General features: G+C 61.5%; 17 protein-coding genes. 11 read left to right on the top strand and 6 right to left on the bottom strand.

Translation table 11 applies throughout. The annotated features are described in order from the left end of the window. The first annotated feature begins 100 nt into the window (after window positions 1-100). From ISS99_RS13495 to ISS99_RS13475, 5 genes are all read left to right on the top strand, one after another. Window positions 101-940, top strand: coding sequence for an alpha/beta hydrolase (locus ISS99_RS13495; RefSeq protein WP_204632116.1), 840 nt, complete (start codon window positions 101-103; stop codon window positions 938-940). A gap of 11 nt (window positions 941-951) precedes the next feature. Continuing rightward, window positions 952-1,311 carry an EamA family transporter gene (locus ISS99_RS13490; RefSeq protein WP_284343729.1) on the top strand — a complete coding sequence of 120 codons (360 nt, stop codon included), beginning with the start codon at window positions 952-954 and terminating at the stop codon, window positions 1,309-1,311. Then, entirely contained in the window at window positions 1,308-1,745 is a 438-nt protein-coding gene (locus ISS99_RS13485; protein WP_204632115.1) for a DMT family transporter, read from the top strand. The genes ISS99_RS13490 and ISS99_RS13485 overlap by 4 nt, the downstream gene beginning before the upstream one ends. Before the next feature lie 206 nt (window positions 1,746-1,951). Beyond that, complete coding sequence (locus ISS99_RS13480; RefSeq protein ID WP_204632114.1) at window positions 1,952-2,203, top strand: acyl carrier protein; 252 nt, start codon at window positions 1,952-1,954, stop codon at window positions 2,201-2,203. A gap of 10 nt (window positions 2,204-2,213) precedes the next feature. Next, on the top strand, window positions 2,214-3,440 hold the full coding sequence (locus ISS99_RS13475) for a beta-ketoacyl-[acyl-carrier-protein] synthase family protein (protein WP_204632113.1): 1,227 nt from the start codon (window positions 2,214-2,216) through the stop codon (window positions 3,438-3,440). On the opposite strand, the gene ISS99_RS13470 is transcribed toward ISS99_RS13475, so the two are convergent. Next, a complete protein-coding gene (locus tag ISS99_RS13470) occupies window positions 3,435-3,815 on the bottom strand; it encodes an NUDIX hydrolase (protein WP_204632112.1) in 381 nt (126 codons plus the stop codon). The genes ISS99_RS13475 and ISS99_RS13470 overlap by 6 nt on opposite strands. 41 nt (window positions 3,816-3,856) lie before the next feature. After that, window positions 3,857-4,345, bottom strand: a complete 489-nt coding sequence (locus ISS99_RS13465; protein ID WP_204632111.1) for an NUDIX hydrolase — start codon at window positions 4,343-4,345, stop codon at window positions 3,857-3,859. 92 nt (window positions 4,346-4,437) lie between these two features. On the opposite strand from ISS99_RS13465, the gene ISS99_RS13460 reads away from it, so the two are divergent. Beyond that, window positions 4,438-5,250: a phosphodiester glycosidase family protein gene (locus ISS99_RS13460; protein ID WP_204632110.1), complete on the top strand. Its 813-nt coding sequence runs from the start codon at window positions 4,438-4,440 to the stop codon at window positions 5,248-5,250. After that, on the top strand, window positions 5,247-7,652 hold the full coding sequence (locus tag ISS99_RS13455) for a penicillin acylase family protein (protein WP_204632109.1): 2,406 nt from the start codon (window positions 5,247-5,249) through the stop codon (window positions 7,650-7,652). The genes ISS99_RS13460 and ISS99_RS13455 overlap by 4 nt, the downstream gene beginning before the upstream one ends. 48 nt (window positions 7,653-7,700) lie before the next feature. On the opposite strand, the gene dapE is transcribed toward ISS99_RS13455, so the two are convergent. After that, entirely contained in the window at window positions 7,701-8,852 is a 1,152-nt protein-coding gene (gene dapE / locus ISS99_RS13450) for a succinyl-diaminopimelate desuccinylase (RefSeq protein ID WP_204632108.1), read from the bottom strand. A 57-nt stretch (window positions 8,853-8,909) separates the two neighbouring features. On the opposite strand from dapE, the gene ISS99_RS13445 reads away from it, so the two are divergent. The 4 genes from ISS99_RS13445 (at window position 8,910) to ISS99_RS13430 (ending at window position 12,611) form a co-directional block, all read left to right on the top strand. Further along, on the top strand, window positions 8,910-9,539 hold the full coding sequence (locus ISS99_RS13445) for a hypothetical protein (RefSeq protein ID WP_204632107.1): 630 nt from the start codon (window positions 8,910-8,912) through the stop codon (window positions 9,537-9,539). A 62-nt stretch (window positions 9,540-9,601) separates the two neighbouring features. Further along, the gene (locus ISS99_RS13440; protein WP_204632106.1) at window positions 9,602-10,297 is read left to right on the top strand and encodes a PspA/IM30 family protein; all 696 of its coding nucleotides are present in this window, start codon (window positions 9,602-9,604) and stop codon (window positions 10,295-10,297) included. Continuing rightward, window positions 10,294-10,908, top strand: a complete 615-nt coding sequence (locus ISS99_RS13435; RefSeq protein ID WP_204632105.1) for an OB-fold-containig protein — start codon at window positions 10,294-10,296, stop codon at window positions 10,906-10,908. The genes ISS99_RS13440 and ISS99_RS13435 overlap by 4 nt, the downstream gene beginning before the upstream one ends. A 29-nt stretch (window positions 10,909-10,937) precedes the next feature. Continuing rightward, entirely contained in the window at window positions 10,938-12,611 is a 1,674-nt protein-coding gene (locus ISS99_RS13430) for a flotillin family protein (RefSeq protein WP_204632104.1), read from the top strand. 48 nt (window positions 12,612-12,659) lie between these two features. Here the strand turns inward: ISS99_RS13430 and ISS99_RS13425 are convergent, their stop codons facing one another. From ISS99_RS13425 to dapD, 3 genes are read right to left on the bottom strand one after another with little or no spacing between them, the layout of a single operon-like run. Further along, window positions 12,660-13,019 carry a Spx/MgsR family RNA polymerase-binding regulatory protein gene (locus tag ISS99_RS13425; protein WP_204632103.1) on the bottom strand — a complete coding sequence of 120 codons (360 nt, stop codon included), beginning with the start codon at window positions 13,017-13,019 and terminating at the stop codon, window positions 12,660-12,662. Beyond that, a complete protein-coding gene (locus ISS99_RS13420; RefSeq protein WP_204632102.1) occupies window positions 13,016-13,789 on the bottom strand; it encodes a hypothetical protein in 774 nt (257 codons plus the stop codon). The genes ISS99_RS13425 and ISS99_RS13420 overlap by 4 nt, the downstream gene beginning before the upstream one ends. A gap of 8 nt (window positions 13,790-13,797) precedes the next feature. Next, on the bottom strand, window positions 13,798-14,625 hold the full coding sequence (gene dapD, locus ISS99_RS13415; protein WP_204632101.1) for a 2,3,4,5-tetrahydropyridine-2,6-dicarboxylate N-succinyltransferase: 828 nt from the start codon (window positions 14,623-14,625) through the stop codon (window positions 13,798-13,800). Window positions 14,626-14,653 lie beyond the last annotated feature (28 nt).

The raw sequence follows: 14,653 nt of genomic DNA, 5'->3' as shown, positions 1-14,653 counted from the left end.
TTCCGATCCAAACGGCCGCCTGGGCCGCCCCGAAAGCACGTGGAAAGCAACTCCCTACAAACTGTAGGGATTGCCATCCGCCTGTCGTAGAGACCTGCTAGTGATCCAAAATGTCGAGTTCCGCTTCGAAGGCGGCCGTTCCGGTGTCCTGCTCATTCACGGACTGACCGGCACCCCCACCGAGATGCGCCTGGTCGGCAAGGGTCTGAACCGCGCCGGTTTCAGCGTGTACGGGATGCAGTTGGCCGGACATTGCGGCGACGTATCGGACCTGCTCGCCACCGGCTGGAAAGACTGGTATGCCAGCGTAGAAGCCGCGGCGGAACGCTTTCGCCATGAAGTGGATCACCTCTTCGTCGCCGGCCTGTCCATGGGCGCGGTGCTTGCGTTGAAGCTGGCGGCAGACCATCCGGACTGGGTCCGTGGCGTCGGCGTTTACGGTGCCACGTTCCGTTACGACGGCTGGGCCATTCCGTGGTATGGCCGCCTGTCCTTCCTGCTCCCGCTGATCGCCCGCCTGGGACTGGGCAAGCATCGGATGGTGCACGAAAACGAACCCTACGGCCTGCGCGACGAGCGCCTGCGCGCACAGATCAGCGGCCTGATGCTGGGTGGCGACAGCGCCGCTGCCGGCCTGCCCGGCAACCCGTGGCCCTCGTTGGCGCAGATGTACGACATGGCTGCAGTGGTGCGCCGCGAACTGCCCAAGGTGACTGCACCTTGCTACGTCGCGCACGCCACCGAGGACGACGTTGCCAGCCTCGATAATGCCCACCTGGTGGCGCGTTCGGTGTCGGGACCGGTGGAGATGCTGCTGCTGGAAGACAGCTATCACATGATCACCATCGACCGGGAACGCCGCACGCTGATTCACGGCTCCGCGGAATTCTTCTCCAAAATCGCCGCCAGCTGCACGCCCAGCGCGCGCGCCGTCGCCTGAGACCGTCGCCTGTGTCCCCCGTGATTGCCACCTTGTGGCTGATCAACGTGACGCTCGACACCGGCGGCCAGCTCGCCTTCAAGGCGGCCGCCAGCGATCCGCTCGCCGGCGATGGCATGGCGCGCTGGCGCTACATGGCCAGGCGCCCCTGGATCTGGCTGGGCATCCTGGCTTATGTCACGCACCTGTTGTCCTGGATCGCCTTTCTGTCGCTGGTGGATCTTTCCCAGGGTGTGCTGCTGGCCTCGATCAATATCGTGGCGATCATGATCGCCGGGCGCCTGCTGTTCCGTGAAAAACTCACGCCGCTGCGCGTCGGCGGCATTCTGCTGGTGAGCGCCGGCGTGGCCATCGTAGGACTGAGCGGATGAAAACCTGGCGCTTCTACTTCGCCGGCTTCGCGATGTTGCTGGCCTTCGACACGGTGGTACAGCTGAGCTTCAAGCTGACCGGCCAGCATGCGTTTCCGCCTGAGGCCAACGCGGCGTGGGTCATGCGCGTCTTCGGTCATCCGTGGATCTATCTTGCGCTGGTCGGCTACGTCGGCAACTTTTTTACCTGGATGAGCCTGCTCAAGCACGCACCGATCGGGCCCGCCTTCGCGGCTTCGCATCTGGACGTGGTGACGGTGATGCTCGCCTCCGCCTGGCTGTTCCACGAAGCGCTCACACCGATGCGCTTGCTGGGCGCGGGCGTGATCATGCTGGGCATCATTTGCCTGGCCTTTGCCGAGAAAGCTTCACATCCCGCACACGATGCGCCCACCGAAGCGAAAGGCGCCCTGGGCGTCATGGCTGGCGACTGAGCCCGCCCAATCATTTGCGGACTGCCAAGTTCACCTATCTCACGCCACGCTTGGCCACCCATATCACCGCACCACGTTGAACGGGGCGCCGTTTCGCGAAGAATCCGCCCTGCATGTCGCCTCTGAGGCTGCGAAGCCTGGATGCCTTGTGGACAACGGGCGCAGTCTTCGTCACGCTTGAGAAAGGCAAACCGGGGAACCGATGCATGAGTACGCAACAGGAAGTGTTCGAAATCATCAGCAAGCAGGCCAAGATCGAGCTCGATACCATCAAGCCCGAATCCACCCTCAAGGATCTGGGCGTCGCATCGCTGGACGCCATCGAGGTGATCTTCGACATCGAGGAACACTTCAACATCAACCTCCCCAACGAAGATACGGATTTTGAAAACGGCACGGTCGGCCAGCTCGTCCAGGCCGTCGATCGCCAGCTCGCGCAGAAATCCGCCAACGGTTAAGAGCCCGCTCATGCGTCGTATCGTGATCACCGGCCAGGGCGCCATCTGCGCGCTCGGCCACAATGCTGCCGACACTTGGCGTGCGATGACCGAGGGTCGCAGCGGCATCGGTCCGATCGGGCACATCGATACGAACCTGCTGCGCAACAACGCGGCGATCGCGGCGGAGATTTCCGACTTCGAACCGCGCGCCTTCATCGAGGAATCGCGTCTGCCGTTTCTCGATCCGCTCAGCCAGTACGCGCTGGTCGCGGCCAACGAGGCGATCCGCCAGTCCGGCCTGAGCTTTCGCAACGAGCGCGCTTCGCGCACGGCGGTGGTCGTCGGCGTGGGCGTGGCTGGCGAGGAAACGCGCGAAGGCCTCTACAAGAAGCTCTATAGCGAGGAAATCGGCCGCTTTCATCCGCTGGGCATCGTGCGCATCATGAGCAATGCGCCACCGAGCCAGATCAGCATGGCGCACGGCATTACCGGCCCGACCTTTACCGTCGCCAGCGCCTGCGCCTCCTCCAACCACGCCATCGCCCAGGCTGCACTGATGATTCGCGCGGGACTGGTCGATGCGGCCGTGGTGGGCGGCGCAGAAGCCTGCATCACCCTGGGCCTGCTGCGTGCGTGGGAAGCCATGCGCGTGCTGGCACCCGATACGTGCCGCCCTTTCAGTGCCAACCGCCGCGGCCTGGTGCTGGGTGAAGGTGCGGCAATGTTCGTGCTGGAAACACTCGAGAGCGCCCAGGCGCGCGGCGTCACCGTGCTTGCCGAACTGGCCGGTGTGGGCATGAGCGCCGATGCCGGCGACATCGCCGCACCATCGGACGCCGGCGGCGCGGCGGCCATGCGTGCCGCCCTGCAAGATGCAGGCATGCAGCCGCAAGAGATCGACTACATCAACGCGCACGGCACCGGCACGGTAGCCAACGACAGCACGGAGACGCGCGCGATCCACCAGGTGTTCGGCGAACATGCGCGACGGCTGGCCGTCTCGTCCACCAAGCCCATGCATGGCCACGCCCTCGGCGCCGCCGGCGCGCTTGAGCTGATCGCCACCATCGGCGCCTTGCGCCACGGCATCGTTCCGCCGACGCTGAACTACCTCGGCCCCGATCCAGCCTGCGACCTGGATTATGTTCCCCATGAAGCGCGCGCCATGCCGGTACGTGCCGCCATCAGCAATTCATTTGCCTTTGGCGGACTGAACGCAGTCGTTGCGGTACGCCAGGCACCCGCCGGGTCATGACCCGGTCGGCGACACCATCAACGGCAGCAACTGCTCGCGGCTGAGCCGAGCTATCGGCAAGTCGCCGGGCCGTGCCGGATCGATCCAGTGCAGGGCTTCGATCTCCGCGCTCGCCTGGAACGGGCCACTGGCCTGGACTTCATAAACCACCGCCTCCACGACCCATCCCGGCTCATTGGCCGCCGGCGCGCTGAAGCGCCCGAGCAGGCGCGCACTTTCGCGGCGCATGGTGCAGCCGAGCTCCTCGTGCAGTTCGCGCGCCAGAGTTTGCAAGTCATCGCGATCGCCCACGTCGCGCTTGCCGCCCGGCTGCTGGAAAACCGCCGCACCGCGTTTGCGCACCAGCAGAATGCGACCGGCCTCGTCGCGGATCATGGCCGCGACGATCTCTATTTTCCGTTGTGCGTCCGTACTGCTCACAATCGCGTAAACGCCCACGACTGCATGCGCCCTTCCTTGTACGGCATGACGCCGTGGAACGGCCGCGGATCGCCGTCGAACACCAGCGGAAGGAAGTGGCGGTCGCCCTCCCACATCGGCAGATCCATGATCCGCTCCACCTCGATCCACTCCAGGCTGCCTTCCGGATTGCTGGTCAAGGGTTCGCCACGGAAATCGTCGATGATGAAAATGAAGCCCAGCCAGTCTTCCCCTTGTTTGCCGAAGCCCGGCCAGTTGAGGGTGCCGCGCAAATGCATCGATTCGCACTCGATGCCGGCCTCCTCGCGGATTTCGCGGCGCATGCATTCGGCGACGTCTTCGCCGGGTTCCATCTTGCCGCCAAGACCGTTGTACTTGCCCAGATGCTGGTCGTCCGGCCGGGCATTGCGGTGGATCATCAACACCTTGCGTCGATCCGGCGATAACACGTAGCCAAGCGTGGCGACGATGGGCATGTAGGGCATGAGGTCCATCCCGACGGCAAAACTGAAGTTTAAGCCCTGTACGTGCGACTGTGCTCTTGCATCCATCACGGCCGGGCGGCGACCATCATGGAATGCTCCCGTCCACGTCCGCCAAACGGTTGCGCCGCAGCCTGACACTCCGCCTGTCTGCCCTGCTAGGGGTATCGCTCGTGCTGGGCGGCTGTCACTACCAGGCGCAGCCGATGGAAAGCCGCGAAGTGCGCTTCCAGAACCAGGACTTCACCGTAGTGAGCCTGGACTTGCACCGTGAATCGCTGAGCTTGCATTGGAAGAATCCCGACACCGGAGAGGCCTTTGGCGATATCCAGAGTTTGCGCGAATGGGGTGCTGCAAACGGCAAGCGACTGATGTTCGCCGCCAATGCAGGCATCTATGACGCGGCATTCTCTCCATTGGGCCTGTATGTGGAAAACGGCAAGACGATCGTGCCGCTGAACCTGTTTCGGGGTAATCCCGCGGCCGGCAATTTCTCCATCCAGCCCAACGGCGTGTTCGCGATTTATCCGGACGGCCATGCTGCCGTGCGCACCAGCGCGCAATTCAAGGCGGACGCCAAGCCCGCCGACTGGGCTACACAATCGGGCCCCATGCTGGTGATTGACGGGCAGATCAACAATCAGTTCGTCGACGATTCCAACAGCACCAAATGGCGCAGCGGCGTATGCGCGCTCGATCCGCACCACGTCGCGTTCGCGGTGAGCGAATCGCCGGTCAATTTCCATACTTTCGCATCGCTGTTCCGCGACAGGCTGGGTTGCCGGGATGCCCTGTACCTGGACGGCACCATTTCGCAGTTCTACATCGACGGCACCGGCTACACCGGCGCTCCTACCTTCATGGTCAAGCCCTATGCGGGCATCTTTGCGGTGTTTGCCAACCAATGAAATCGCGATTCCGCTGGTTACGCGCCCTGCTGATTCTGATCGTGCTGGTCGTGGGCGGCGTTTGCATCGCCGGATGGTGGTTGCTGTCCGGCAGTCGCGCGCAGCTCGACGGCACGCAAACCGTAGCCGGACCGCAGCACCCCGTCACCATCACCCGCGATGCGCTCGGCACCGCCACCATCACCGGCCAATCGCGTGACGACGTTACTTTCGCGCTGGGCTACGTCCACGCCCAGGAGCGCTTTTTCCCGATGGACCTGATGCGCAGGGCCGCTGCCGGCGAGTTGTCCGAGCTGGTCGGCTCCGCCGCACTGGACACCGATATCGAGCACCGCCGCCAGCGCCTGCGCGCCGTGGCCGAAGCGGCGTATGCCGCTTTGCCGCCGGAGCAGAAGCACACGCTGGATCTGTATCGCGACGGCGTCAATGCGGGCCTGGCCCATCTGCGCCAAAAGCCTTGGGAATACCTGCTGCTGCAAACACAGCCGCAACCATGGCAATCGGAAGACACCCTGCTGGTGATCGGCGCCATGTACCTGGATCTCAACGGCGACGGCCGCAACGAACGCCAGCTGCAGATCGCACAGATCCATGCCGTGCTGCCCGATGCGATGGCCCAGTTCCTGCTGTCGCCAGATCCGAACTGGGAGGCGCCGCTGAAGGGCGACGTATCGCCTTCGCCAACCATACCGAGTGCCGATGTCTACGATCTTCGCCGCCAACCGGCCCTGACGGGAGCATCGAAGCTGGCCGATGCAAACGTGCCGGTGGACGTGGCCTACCCGGGCAGCAACAGTTTCGCCGTGGCCGGCAATCTCTCGCGCTCGGGTGCGGCAATCCTGGCCAATGACATGCACCTGAGCTTGCGCGTGCCAGATATCTGGTTTCGCGCACGCCTGCGCTATCCCGATCCTGCCGCGCCGAAGGGGCAGCGCGACGCGGTCGGCGTAACGTTGCCGGGAACTCCCGCATTGGTGGTGGGATCGAACGGGCAGATTGCCTGGGGCTTCACCAACAGCTACGGCGACTGGATGGATTGGGTGCGCGTACTGCGCGACCCCAGCGATGCCAGCCGCTACAAAGTGCCCGAAGGCTGGGCCAGCATCGACAAGCACGACGAACTCATCCGCATCAAAGGGGCCGCGCCCTACCATCTGGAAGTGGACGACACCCGCTGGGGACCCATCCTTGCCAAGGATACCGATGGCACGCCGCTGGCTTTGTCGTGGATCGGCAACCAGCCGCACGGCTACAACCTGACCCTGATGCAGTTGGAACACGCCACCAGCGCATCGGCAGCGCTGGATCTTGCCCCTACGCTGGGCATCCCCCCGCAAAACTTTCTGGTCGCCGACAGTGCCGGACACATCGGCTGGACCATCGCCGGCAACAGCATTCCGCTGCGCAGCGGTTTCGATCCCGGCAAGCCCGCAGACTGGTCCCAGCCCAATAGCGGCTGGACGGGTTGGGCAACGCCTTCGCAGTATCCGCGCATCGAAAATCCCGCGGATGGTCGCCTGTGGACTGCGAACAACCGCACCGTTGGCGGCGGCGATCTGGCCCTGCTTGGCAATGGCGGCCAGGATATTGGCGCGCGCGCGCAACAGATCCGCGAAGATCTGCACGACCGGGCCGATTTTGGCCCCGGCAACATGCTCGACATCCAACTGGATGATCACGCCCTGTTTCTCACCCGCTGGCAGCAGTTGCTGCAGCAGACGTTGTCGGATGTCGACGATCCCGGACTCAACCAGCTGCGCCAGCTCACGACCAGCTGGCGCAACCAGGCAGCACCAGACAGCGTCGATTACCGTCTCGTGCACGCCTTTCGCAATGAAGTGCACGAGTTGGTGCTGGCTCCCTTTACGATACGCATCCGGCAACGCTTTCCGGATTTTGAATGGCCGGGACCGGGAAATCAGGAAGCGGCTGTGTGGATGCTGATCCAGCAACAGCCTGCCAATCTGCTCAACCCCGACTATCACGATTGGCGTGCGCTGCTGCTGCAGGCCGCGCGCAACGTCGTCGACAAACTCGGCAAGCAACCCGGCGGTCTCGCGGCTCGCACCTGGGGTGAAGTCAACCATGCCCAGATCAAGCAACCGCTCGCACGCGCTCTGCCCGGATTCATCGCGCGGTTCCTCAACATGCCGGACGATGAACTTCCCGGCGACCACAACATGCCGCGGGTGGCCGCGCCAGGCTTCGGCGCTTCAGAACGCTTCGACGTAGCTCCCGGTCACGAAGACGAGGGCATCCTGGAAATGCCGGGTGGACAGAGCGACAACCCGCTATCGCCATTCTATGGCGCAGGCCATCGCGATTGGGTCGAAGGCCGGCCGACGCGACTGATGCCAGGCAGCGACCGACACACCCTGATTCTGCAGCCTGCATCAAGCTGAAAACAGCGGCCGCGCCCAGCGTTCATCGATCCCCGTCGACGACGGGGATTATCCAAGCAGCATGCGTTCGCAAACGGCCTGATACAAATCCGGCAAGCGTTCCAGCTCGGCGACATCGACGCATTCGTCGACTTTGTGGATGGTGGCATTGACCGGCCCCAGCTCCACGACTTCCGCGCCGAGCGGCGCAATGAAACGACCGTCGGAGGTCCCGCCGCCGGTGCTCTGTTCCGGCTCCAGCCCGCACAGGTCGCGGCACACCGACACCACCACTTCGCGCAAATGCCCGCCTGCCGGCGTGAGGAACGATTCGCCCGACAAGTTCCAATCCAGGGCGTAATCCAAACCATGCCGGGCAAGAATCGCTTCGGTGCGCTCCCGCAACTGTGCTGCCGTGCTGGCCGTGCTGTAGCGGAAATTGATCAGCGCGGTGAGCGACCCGGGAATGACGTTGTTCGCGCCGGTACCTGCGTTGAGGTTGGAAACCTGGAACGAGGTCGGCGGAAAATCCGCATTGCCCTCGTCCCAGCGCTCCGCCGCCAAGGCCGCGAGCGCCGGTGCAAAGGCGTGGATAGGATTGAGCGCCTTCTCCGGATAGGCCACGTGCCCCTGGATACCGCGCACCGTCAACGTGCCCGATAGCGAACCGCGCCGCCCGACGCGAATCAGGTCGCCGAGTTTCTCCTTCGCGGAGGGTTCTCCCACCACGCACCAGTCGATGTGCTCGCCGGCCTGGCGAAAATGCTCCGCGACGCGACGCACGCCATCCAGATTGGTCGGTCCTTCTTCGTCGCTGGTCAGCAGCAAGCCGACGCGGCCCGGATGATCCGGATGCGCCGTCACGAACCGCTCCAGCGCCACCACCATCGCCGCCACCGACCCCTTCATGTCGGCGGCACCGCGACCGTACAAACGCCCTTCGCGAACAACAGGCTCGAACGGCGGACTCTGCCACTTGTCTTCAGGCCCGCTGGGCACGACGTCGGTGTGTCCCAGAAAGACGAGTAGCGGCCCTTGCCCTGGAGAGCGATGCTCGCCGTGGGTAGCCCAAAGATTATCTACTTCGCCATAGCGCAACATTTCGACGTGAAAACCCAACTTTGCAAGCCGCCCATCGATCAATGGCAAGCAGCCAGCGTCATTCGGCGTTACGGAACGGCGGCGAATCAGGTCGCAGGTGAGCTGAAAGACGGGAGACATGGGTGATGTTGGCGCTGTAGTGATCTGGACAGGCTACTGAGGATAGCAAGCTCTTGTGTGAGCCGTAGCCTTCATCACCGACAGCCACAGGCCTACAGCCAAAATGCCCCTGGAACCATCGACAAATATTTGGTTCATAAGGAAAATCGATATGCATACAATCGCATACAAGGACACAACGTGGCGATTTCGGTTCCCTTGTCCGTTCGCGTCTCGCAAGACGATTTCGAATGGCTGAACTCGCTTGATATCAGGGGCGCAGTCACACCCTCGGACAAGTTGCGCGCCATCATCCGACGGGACCGGCGCCAACAGGATGGCATTCAGTCATATGAGCTGACCTTGAGCTGGTTGCGCGAAATCATTCAACCATTCGTCGAGGCGCTATCAGAATACGAGCATCGTTCACATCAGCGCTCGGAAATCATCGCGGCTGTAGTGGAATGGGTGCCTCAGCTGATGGCATTGCTCGCATCCAACTCCATTCCCGCCGAAGCTTCCGCCAAACGTGCGCGGCAACTGGAGAACATGCTGCTACAACGCAGTCTCGCGATGCTCAGCGCGTTGTTGCGACTAGGCATCGCGCCTGAAAACGCCACCTACGACAGCAACACCTATGATCGCCATCTGCCCCTCCTGGGCACGTTGTTCGACAACGTACGCTCGGCACGACCACCAGGGGAATAACCCAGGTCACTTGGCACGGGCTACTTCGAGGCCACACATTCCATTTCACAAGGAGGTCAACCATGCCCGACAGTCTTCAAGATCGCGTAGCACGCCTTATAAGCGGCACCGCGCACGCCTTTGTTGATCGCATGGAAAATCTGGCGCCCGAGGCCACGATGGCGCAAGCCATTCGTGAAATTGAGCAAGTTGCGTCGGAGGTCCGCGGTGAACTCGGCACCATCGAAGCCGCAAAGTATCAACTTGTGTTGCGCCTAGGCAAGCTCACCAGTGAGCACGAAGAATTGCGAGGCAAGGCCGAACTGGCCATAAAGGAGCAACGAGACGACTTGGCAATCGCCTGCCTCGAAAGGCAGACACTAATCGAAGATCAATTGCCTGTACTCCAGCAAAGCCTGGCGAGCCAGCGCGAAAGAGCCCAAGAGTGCGAACGTTACGTGCGCGCCTTGCTTGCGCGCAAACACGAGCGCGAATCCATGCTCAACGGCTACCTCGCTATCCGACGCAGCATCCCACGTAATGTCGGCGACTCTGAAAGCAACCCATATACAAGTGAACGTCAGCGCCACGAAAAGGTGGAAGAAGCAGAGTCTGCTTTTGATCGCGCATTAGCCCAAGAACCAGGTAGCAAAAGCATTTCCGGCACCACCAGCGACACAATGAAGCTTCGGGAAATTAGCGAACTCCATCGCAAGAAACGCATTGATGAGCGCCTGACGGAACTAAAGTACGAACAAAGCAACGGGAAGGCCACGTGAACTGGTTGCTACCACAATCCGCACCCTTCATTACTGCAATCGGCCTGCTACTGGTGCTGGGCTTGATCGAGGGCATCGTACTCGCCTTCGGAATCAGCGCCTTGCACTGGTTGGATGGGATATTGGCGCACGAATCTCCCGATGGCTTTCTAGGCTGGCTACACATCGGACGCGTGCCGTTACTAGTATTGCTAACGTTGTTTCTTACTTTTTTTGCCCTCTGCGGACTCACCTGCAACATTCTGTGCTCGATTGTATTCGACGATGCAGTGTCACTAACGGTTTCGCTCCCGCTGGCTACGGTAGCCGGATTGGCCGCAATACGTATTTTGGGGCGCCGGCTGGCGCGCCTAATACCGCGAGAAGAAACGTATGCCGTCTCCTTTGCCAGCCTGGTCGGCCGCATGGCCAGCATGCTCGGGAAGGGGCGCCACGAACACCCCGCCCAAGCCAAAGCCGCTGACGGCAACGGCCATACGCTCTATCTAATGGTCGAACCCGAAAAAAACGCTCCTGAGTTGCCACCAGGTAGCGTTGTTCTACTCGTGCGACAAATTAATGGCTCGCATTTCGCCGCCATTCCCAATCCACGGCCCGACCTACTGGTCTGAGCCTGGCACCTATCGATAAAGGAACATCGATGAACAGCTTATTGAACATTGCCATCTTGCTTGGCGTGATCATGATCGGCCTGATCGTGATTGGCCTGATCATCGCTCGGCTCTACAAGCGCTCGTCCAAGGAGATGGCCTTCGTGCGCACCGGCATGGGTGGGCAAAAGGTGATCATGGATGGTGGCGCGTTGGTATTGCCGGTATTTCACGACATCATGCCCGTTAATATGAATACCTTAAAACTCGAAGTGGCGCGCGCTGGAAAAGATAGCCTGTTTACGCGGGACCGCATGCGCATCGACGTGGTCGCAGGGTTCTTCGTGCGAGTCATCCCAAGCGTCGAAGGCATTGCGAATGCCGCACAAACATTGGGAAAACGCACAATGGATCCAGCCAGCTTGCGCGAACTGGTAGAAGACAAATTCGTCGATGCGCTGCGCGCCGCTGCCGTATCTATGACCATGCAGGAACTGCTGGACAAGCGTCAGGACTTCATCCAGGCAGTGCAGCACGCCGTAGCCGAAGACCTATTGAAGAACGGCCTGGAACTGGAAAGCGTTTCATTAACCCGTATCGACCAGACGCCGATGCAATTTTTCGACGCCAACAATGCTTTTGACGCAGAGGGCCTCACCAAACTCACCGAAGCCACCCAACTGCGCGCCAAACAGCGCAATGAAATTGAACAGGCCACCGCCGTAGCCATTGCCCAAAAGAATTACGAGGCCACCAACCAGCGACTGGACATAGACAAACAACAGACGTTCGCCACTCTCAGCCAGCAGCAGGACGTAGCCACCCGCGAAGCACAACAGAAAGCGGAAGTGGCTACGATTCAATCTCAACGCGAGCAGGAGGCGGAGCAGGCCAAAATCGAGGCCGAGCGTCTCATACGCGAAGCTCAGGTCGAAAAGGAACGTGCCGTCAAACAGCGACAGATCGAAGCCGAACGCGAGATCCAGGTCAGCCAGATCGAACAGCAAAAACGCACCACATTGGCCGACCAGGAAAAACTCATAGCGATTGCGGAGCGCTCCAAATCGCAATCAGAAGCCGAGCGTGAGGCCAACGAAGCTCGATCATTAGCTGCGCGCGCCGAAGAACAAGTCAAGACAGCGCGCGACGTCGCCATCGCCGAACGCGACAAACAGATCGCACTGGTCGCGGCCGAGCAGGAAGCACAGCAACAAGCCATAGGTGTCAGAATCGCGGCCGAAGCCGAAAAAGATGCCGCCGATAACCAAGCTCAGGCTGTCCGCATCAAAGCCGAAGCGGAACGCGTCCACTACGAAGTGGAGGCCGCTGGCATCCGCATGCGCAACGAGGCATTCAATACACTTGGCGTTGAGCAAATTGCGCTGCAAATCAAGCAGGCGCTAATCGCTGCACTGCCCGGGATCATCGAAGCCTCGGTTAAGCCGATGGAGAAGATCGACGGCATCAAGATCGTGCAGGTCGGCGGCCTCAATCGTTCGGCTGACGGAAACGGTGGCGACCAAGCGGCCGGGCACGGCACAGGGAGCAACCTCGCCGAACAAGCTGTATCTGCAGCGCTGACCTATCGCGCTCAACAACCTATTCTTGACGCGGTTCTGAGCGAAATCGGCATGAAAGGAGACAGCCTCGCAGGACTTGTGAATGGCATCAAGCACGACCTTTCAGAAGGTCACGACTTCGTCCACGACAAGACGGCAGAATAATCCCGGTAACTGCTCGTTACGCTTCGCCACATGGTGAAGCATAACGCGTCAGCGCCCAAACAATTTCTTGAAACCGTTATCGGTAAAACCCACGCTCACCGAACCGTCAGGTTGCACTACCACGGGGCGGCGGACCAAGGCTGGATATTCTTTCAACAGCAGAGTCCACTCCGGATCGCTGCCTGGATTCTTGCGCTGCGGCAGCAAATTGCGCCAGGTGGTGCTGGATTTGTTGACCAGCTTTTCCCAACCGCCCAACTGCTGCGACCACGCCTTCAAGGTTACTGCAGGCACCGGGTGGGCGCGGTAGTCCACGAACTCGTGTGCGATCTCGAAGCGCGCGAGCCAGTTGCGCGCTTTCTTGCAGGTATCGCAATTGGGGAGGCCGTAAAGCATGGGGACTGTCATGAATGTTTGTCCGTCTTGAGCTGTTGCTGCCGCAGCATCTGCAGAATGAAATAGAACGCAGCCGCTGCAGCGAGATGCTTGATGGTATGCCCGCTGATGATGCCCCGGCTGGCATGGAAGATCGCTACGTCGAATTTCTCCGAAGCAAAAGCGACGGCGTAGCAAGCGAGGGCCGGCCAGAGCAGACGACGGCCGGTCCACGGCGTCGGCAACGTGACCAGCGCCAGCAGGATGAGCAGAATCGAACCGCCCTGCGCGATCAGGTAGGGCATCAGGTTGCCGCTGAGTTTCCAATACGCCACGCTGCCGACGCCAAGGACAGTCAGCAGCACCAAGGGTAGTTCGGAACGCCAACGCAAACGCTCTGCGTAGGTGGCCGCCAGCAACGGCATGAAGACCACGGTCATCGGCAGGCGATCCCAGACCAGGCGCGCGTCTGATGGCGCCCAGTGGTAATACGCCGAACCGAATGCCGTAATGACCAGGCCTGCGAACATCCACGCATAGGCATGGCGTGGCGCCGCGTCCATGGCTCGCAACGCCGTTGCGCGTGTCGCCAGCAATCCGGCCAGTCCCACCACCAGGAACATCGCGTTGGAGGCAACGTTTCCGTAGTTGGGAATGCCCAGCCACCCACGTTGGTCGGCAAAATCGTGGTAATGCTGCGGTTGTGCGAAAGGCGGCAAAATCAGGGCCAGCACCAGCAGCGTCGCCGCGAGTAGCGCCAGGGCATACGCGCGCCCGCGGATCGACGGTGCCGTAGTTGCCACGATGCCGATTACTCGCCGCTGCGCAGCAGTTCGTTGATGCCGGTCTTGCTGCGCGTCTTCTCGTCCACTTGCTTGACGATGATCGCCGCGTACAAGCTGTGGCTGCCGTCCTTCGCCGGCAAGTTGCCGGCAACCACTACGCTGCCTGCCGGGACGCGGCCATAGCTGACTTCGCCGGTGGCGCGGTTGTAGATGCGCGTGGACTGGCCGAGAAACACGCCCATGCCGATCACGCTGCCCTTTTCCACCACCACGCCTTCCACCACTTCGGAACGGGCACCGATAAAGCAGTTGTCTTCGATGATGGTGGGATTGGCCTGCAGCGGCTCGAGCACGCCACCGATGCCGACACCGCCGGACAGATGCACGCCCGCACCGATCTGTGCGCAAGAACCGACGGTGGCCCAGGTATCGACCATGCTGCCTGCACCGACATAAGCGCCGATATTCACGTAGCTCGGCATCAACACGGCATCTTTCGCCACGTGGGCACCCCGACGCACCAGCGCACCGGGAACCACGCGCGCGCCGAGATTCTGCAGCTCCGCATCATTGCCAGGCGCAAAACGCAGCGGCACTTTGTCGAAGGCCATGGCCGGGCCGCCGTCCACGACACGATTGCCGTTGATGCGGAAATACAGCAGCACCGCTTTCTTCAACCATTGATTGACGGTCCAGCCACCCTTGCCATCCGGTTCAGCTACACGCTGTTCGCCCGCTTCAAGCAGCTCGATCACCTGGCCCAGCGCGGGGCGCAGATGGGTTTCGATTTCGCTCTGGCTAAGGTCGTTGCGACGATCGAAAGCGTCGTTAATCAGATTTTCGATGGACTGCATGGGGTAAGACTCGTCAATTCGGGGGATG

The organism is Dyella mobilis (genome assembly GCF_016904945.1).
GTDB lineage: Bacteria > Pseudomonadota > Gammaproteobacteria > Xanthomonadales > Rhodanobacteraceae > Dyella_B > Dyella_B mobilis.
Note: the sequence above shows the minus strand (reverse complement) of the source record. Positions and strands in the feature narration are given on the sequence as shown.

What these genes read in the sequence shown, in the direction of transcription:
- ISS99_RS13485 (WP_204632115.1), top strand. Translation starts at nt 1,308, where the DNA reads ATGAAAACCTGGCGCTTCTACTTCGCCGGCTTCGCGATGTTGCTGGCC.
- ISS99_RS13480 (WP_204632114.1), top strand. Translation starts at nt 1,952, where the DNA reads ATGAGTACGCAACAGGAAGTGTTCGAAATCATCAGCAAGCAGGCCAAG.
- ISS99_RS13475 (WP_204632113.1), top strand. Translation starts at nt 2,214, where the DNA reads ATGCGTCGTATCGTGATCACCGGCCAGGGCGCCATCTGCGCGCTCGGC.
- ISS99_RS13470 (WP_204632112.1), bottom strand. Translation starts at nt 3,815, where the DNA reads ATGATCCGCGACGAGGCCGGTCGCATTCTGCTGGTGCGCAAACGCGGT.
- ISS99_RS13465 (WP_204632111.1), bottom strand. Translation starts at nt 4,345, where the DNA reads ATGCCCTACATGCCCATCGTCGCCACGCTTGGCTACGTGTTATCGCCG.
- ISS99_RS13460 (WP_204632110.1), top strand. Translation starts at nt 4,438, where the DNA reads ATGCTCCCGTCCACGTCCGCCAAACGGTTGCGCCGCAGCCTGACACTC.
- ISS99_RS13455 (WP_204632109.1), top strand. Translation starts at nt 5,247, where the DNA reads ATGAAATCGCGATTCCGCTGGTTACGCGCCCTGCTGATTCTGATCGTG.
- dapE (WP_204632108.1), bottom strand. Translation starts at nt 8,852, where the DNA reads ATGTCTCCCGTCTTTCAGCTCACCTGCGACCTGATTCGCCGCCGTTCC.
- ISS99_RS13440 (WP_204632106.1), top strand. Translation starts at nt 9,602, where the DNA reads ATGCCCGACAGTCTTCAAGATCGCGTAGCACGCCTTATAAGCGGCACC.
- ISS99_RS13430 (WP_204632104.1), top strand. Translation starts at nt 10,938, where the DNA reads ATGAACAGCTTATTGAACATTGCCATCTTGCTTGGCGTGATCATGATC.
- ISS99_RS13425 (WP_204632103.1), bottom strand. Translation starts at nt 13,019, where the DNA reads ATGACAGTCCCCATGCTTTACGGCCTCCCCAATTGCGATACCTGCAAG.
- dapD (WP_204632101.1), bottom strand. Translation starts at nt 14,625, where the DNA reads ATGCAGTCCATCGAAAATCTGATTAACGACGCTTTCGATCGTCGCAAC.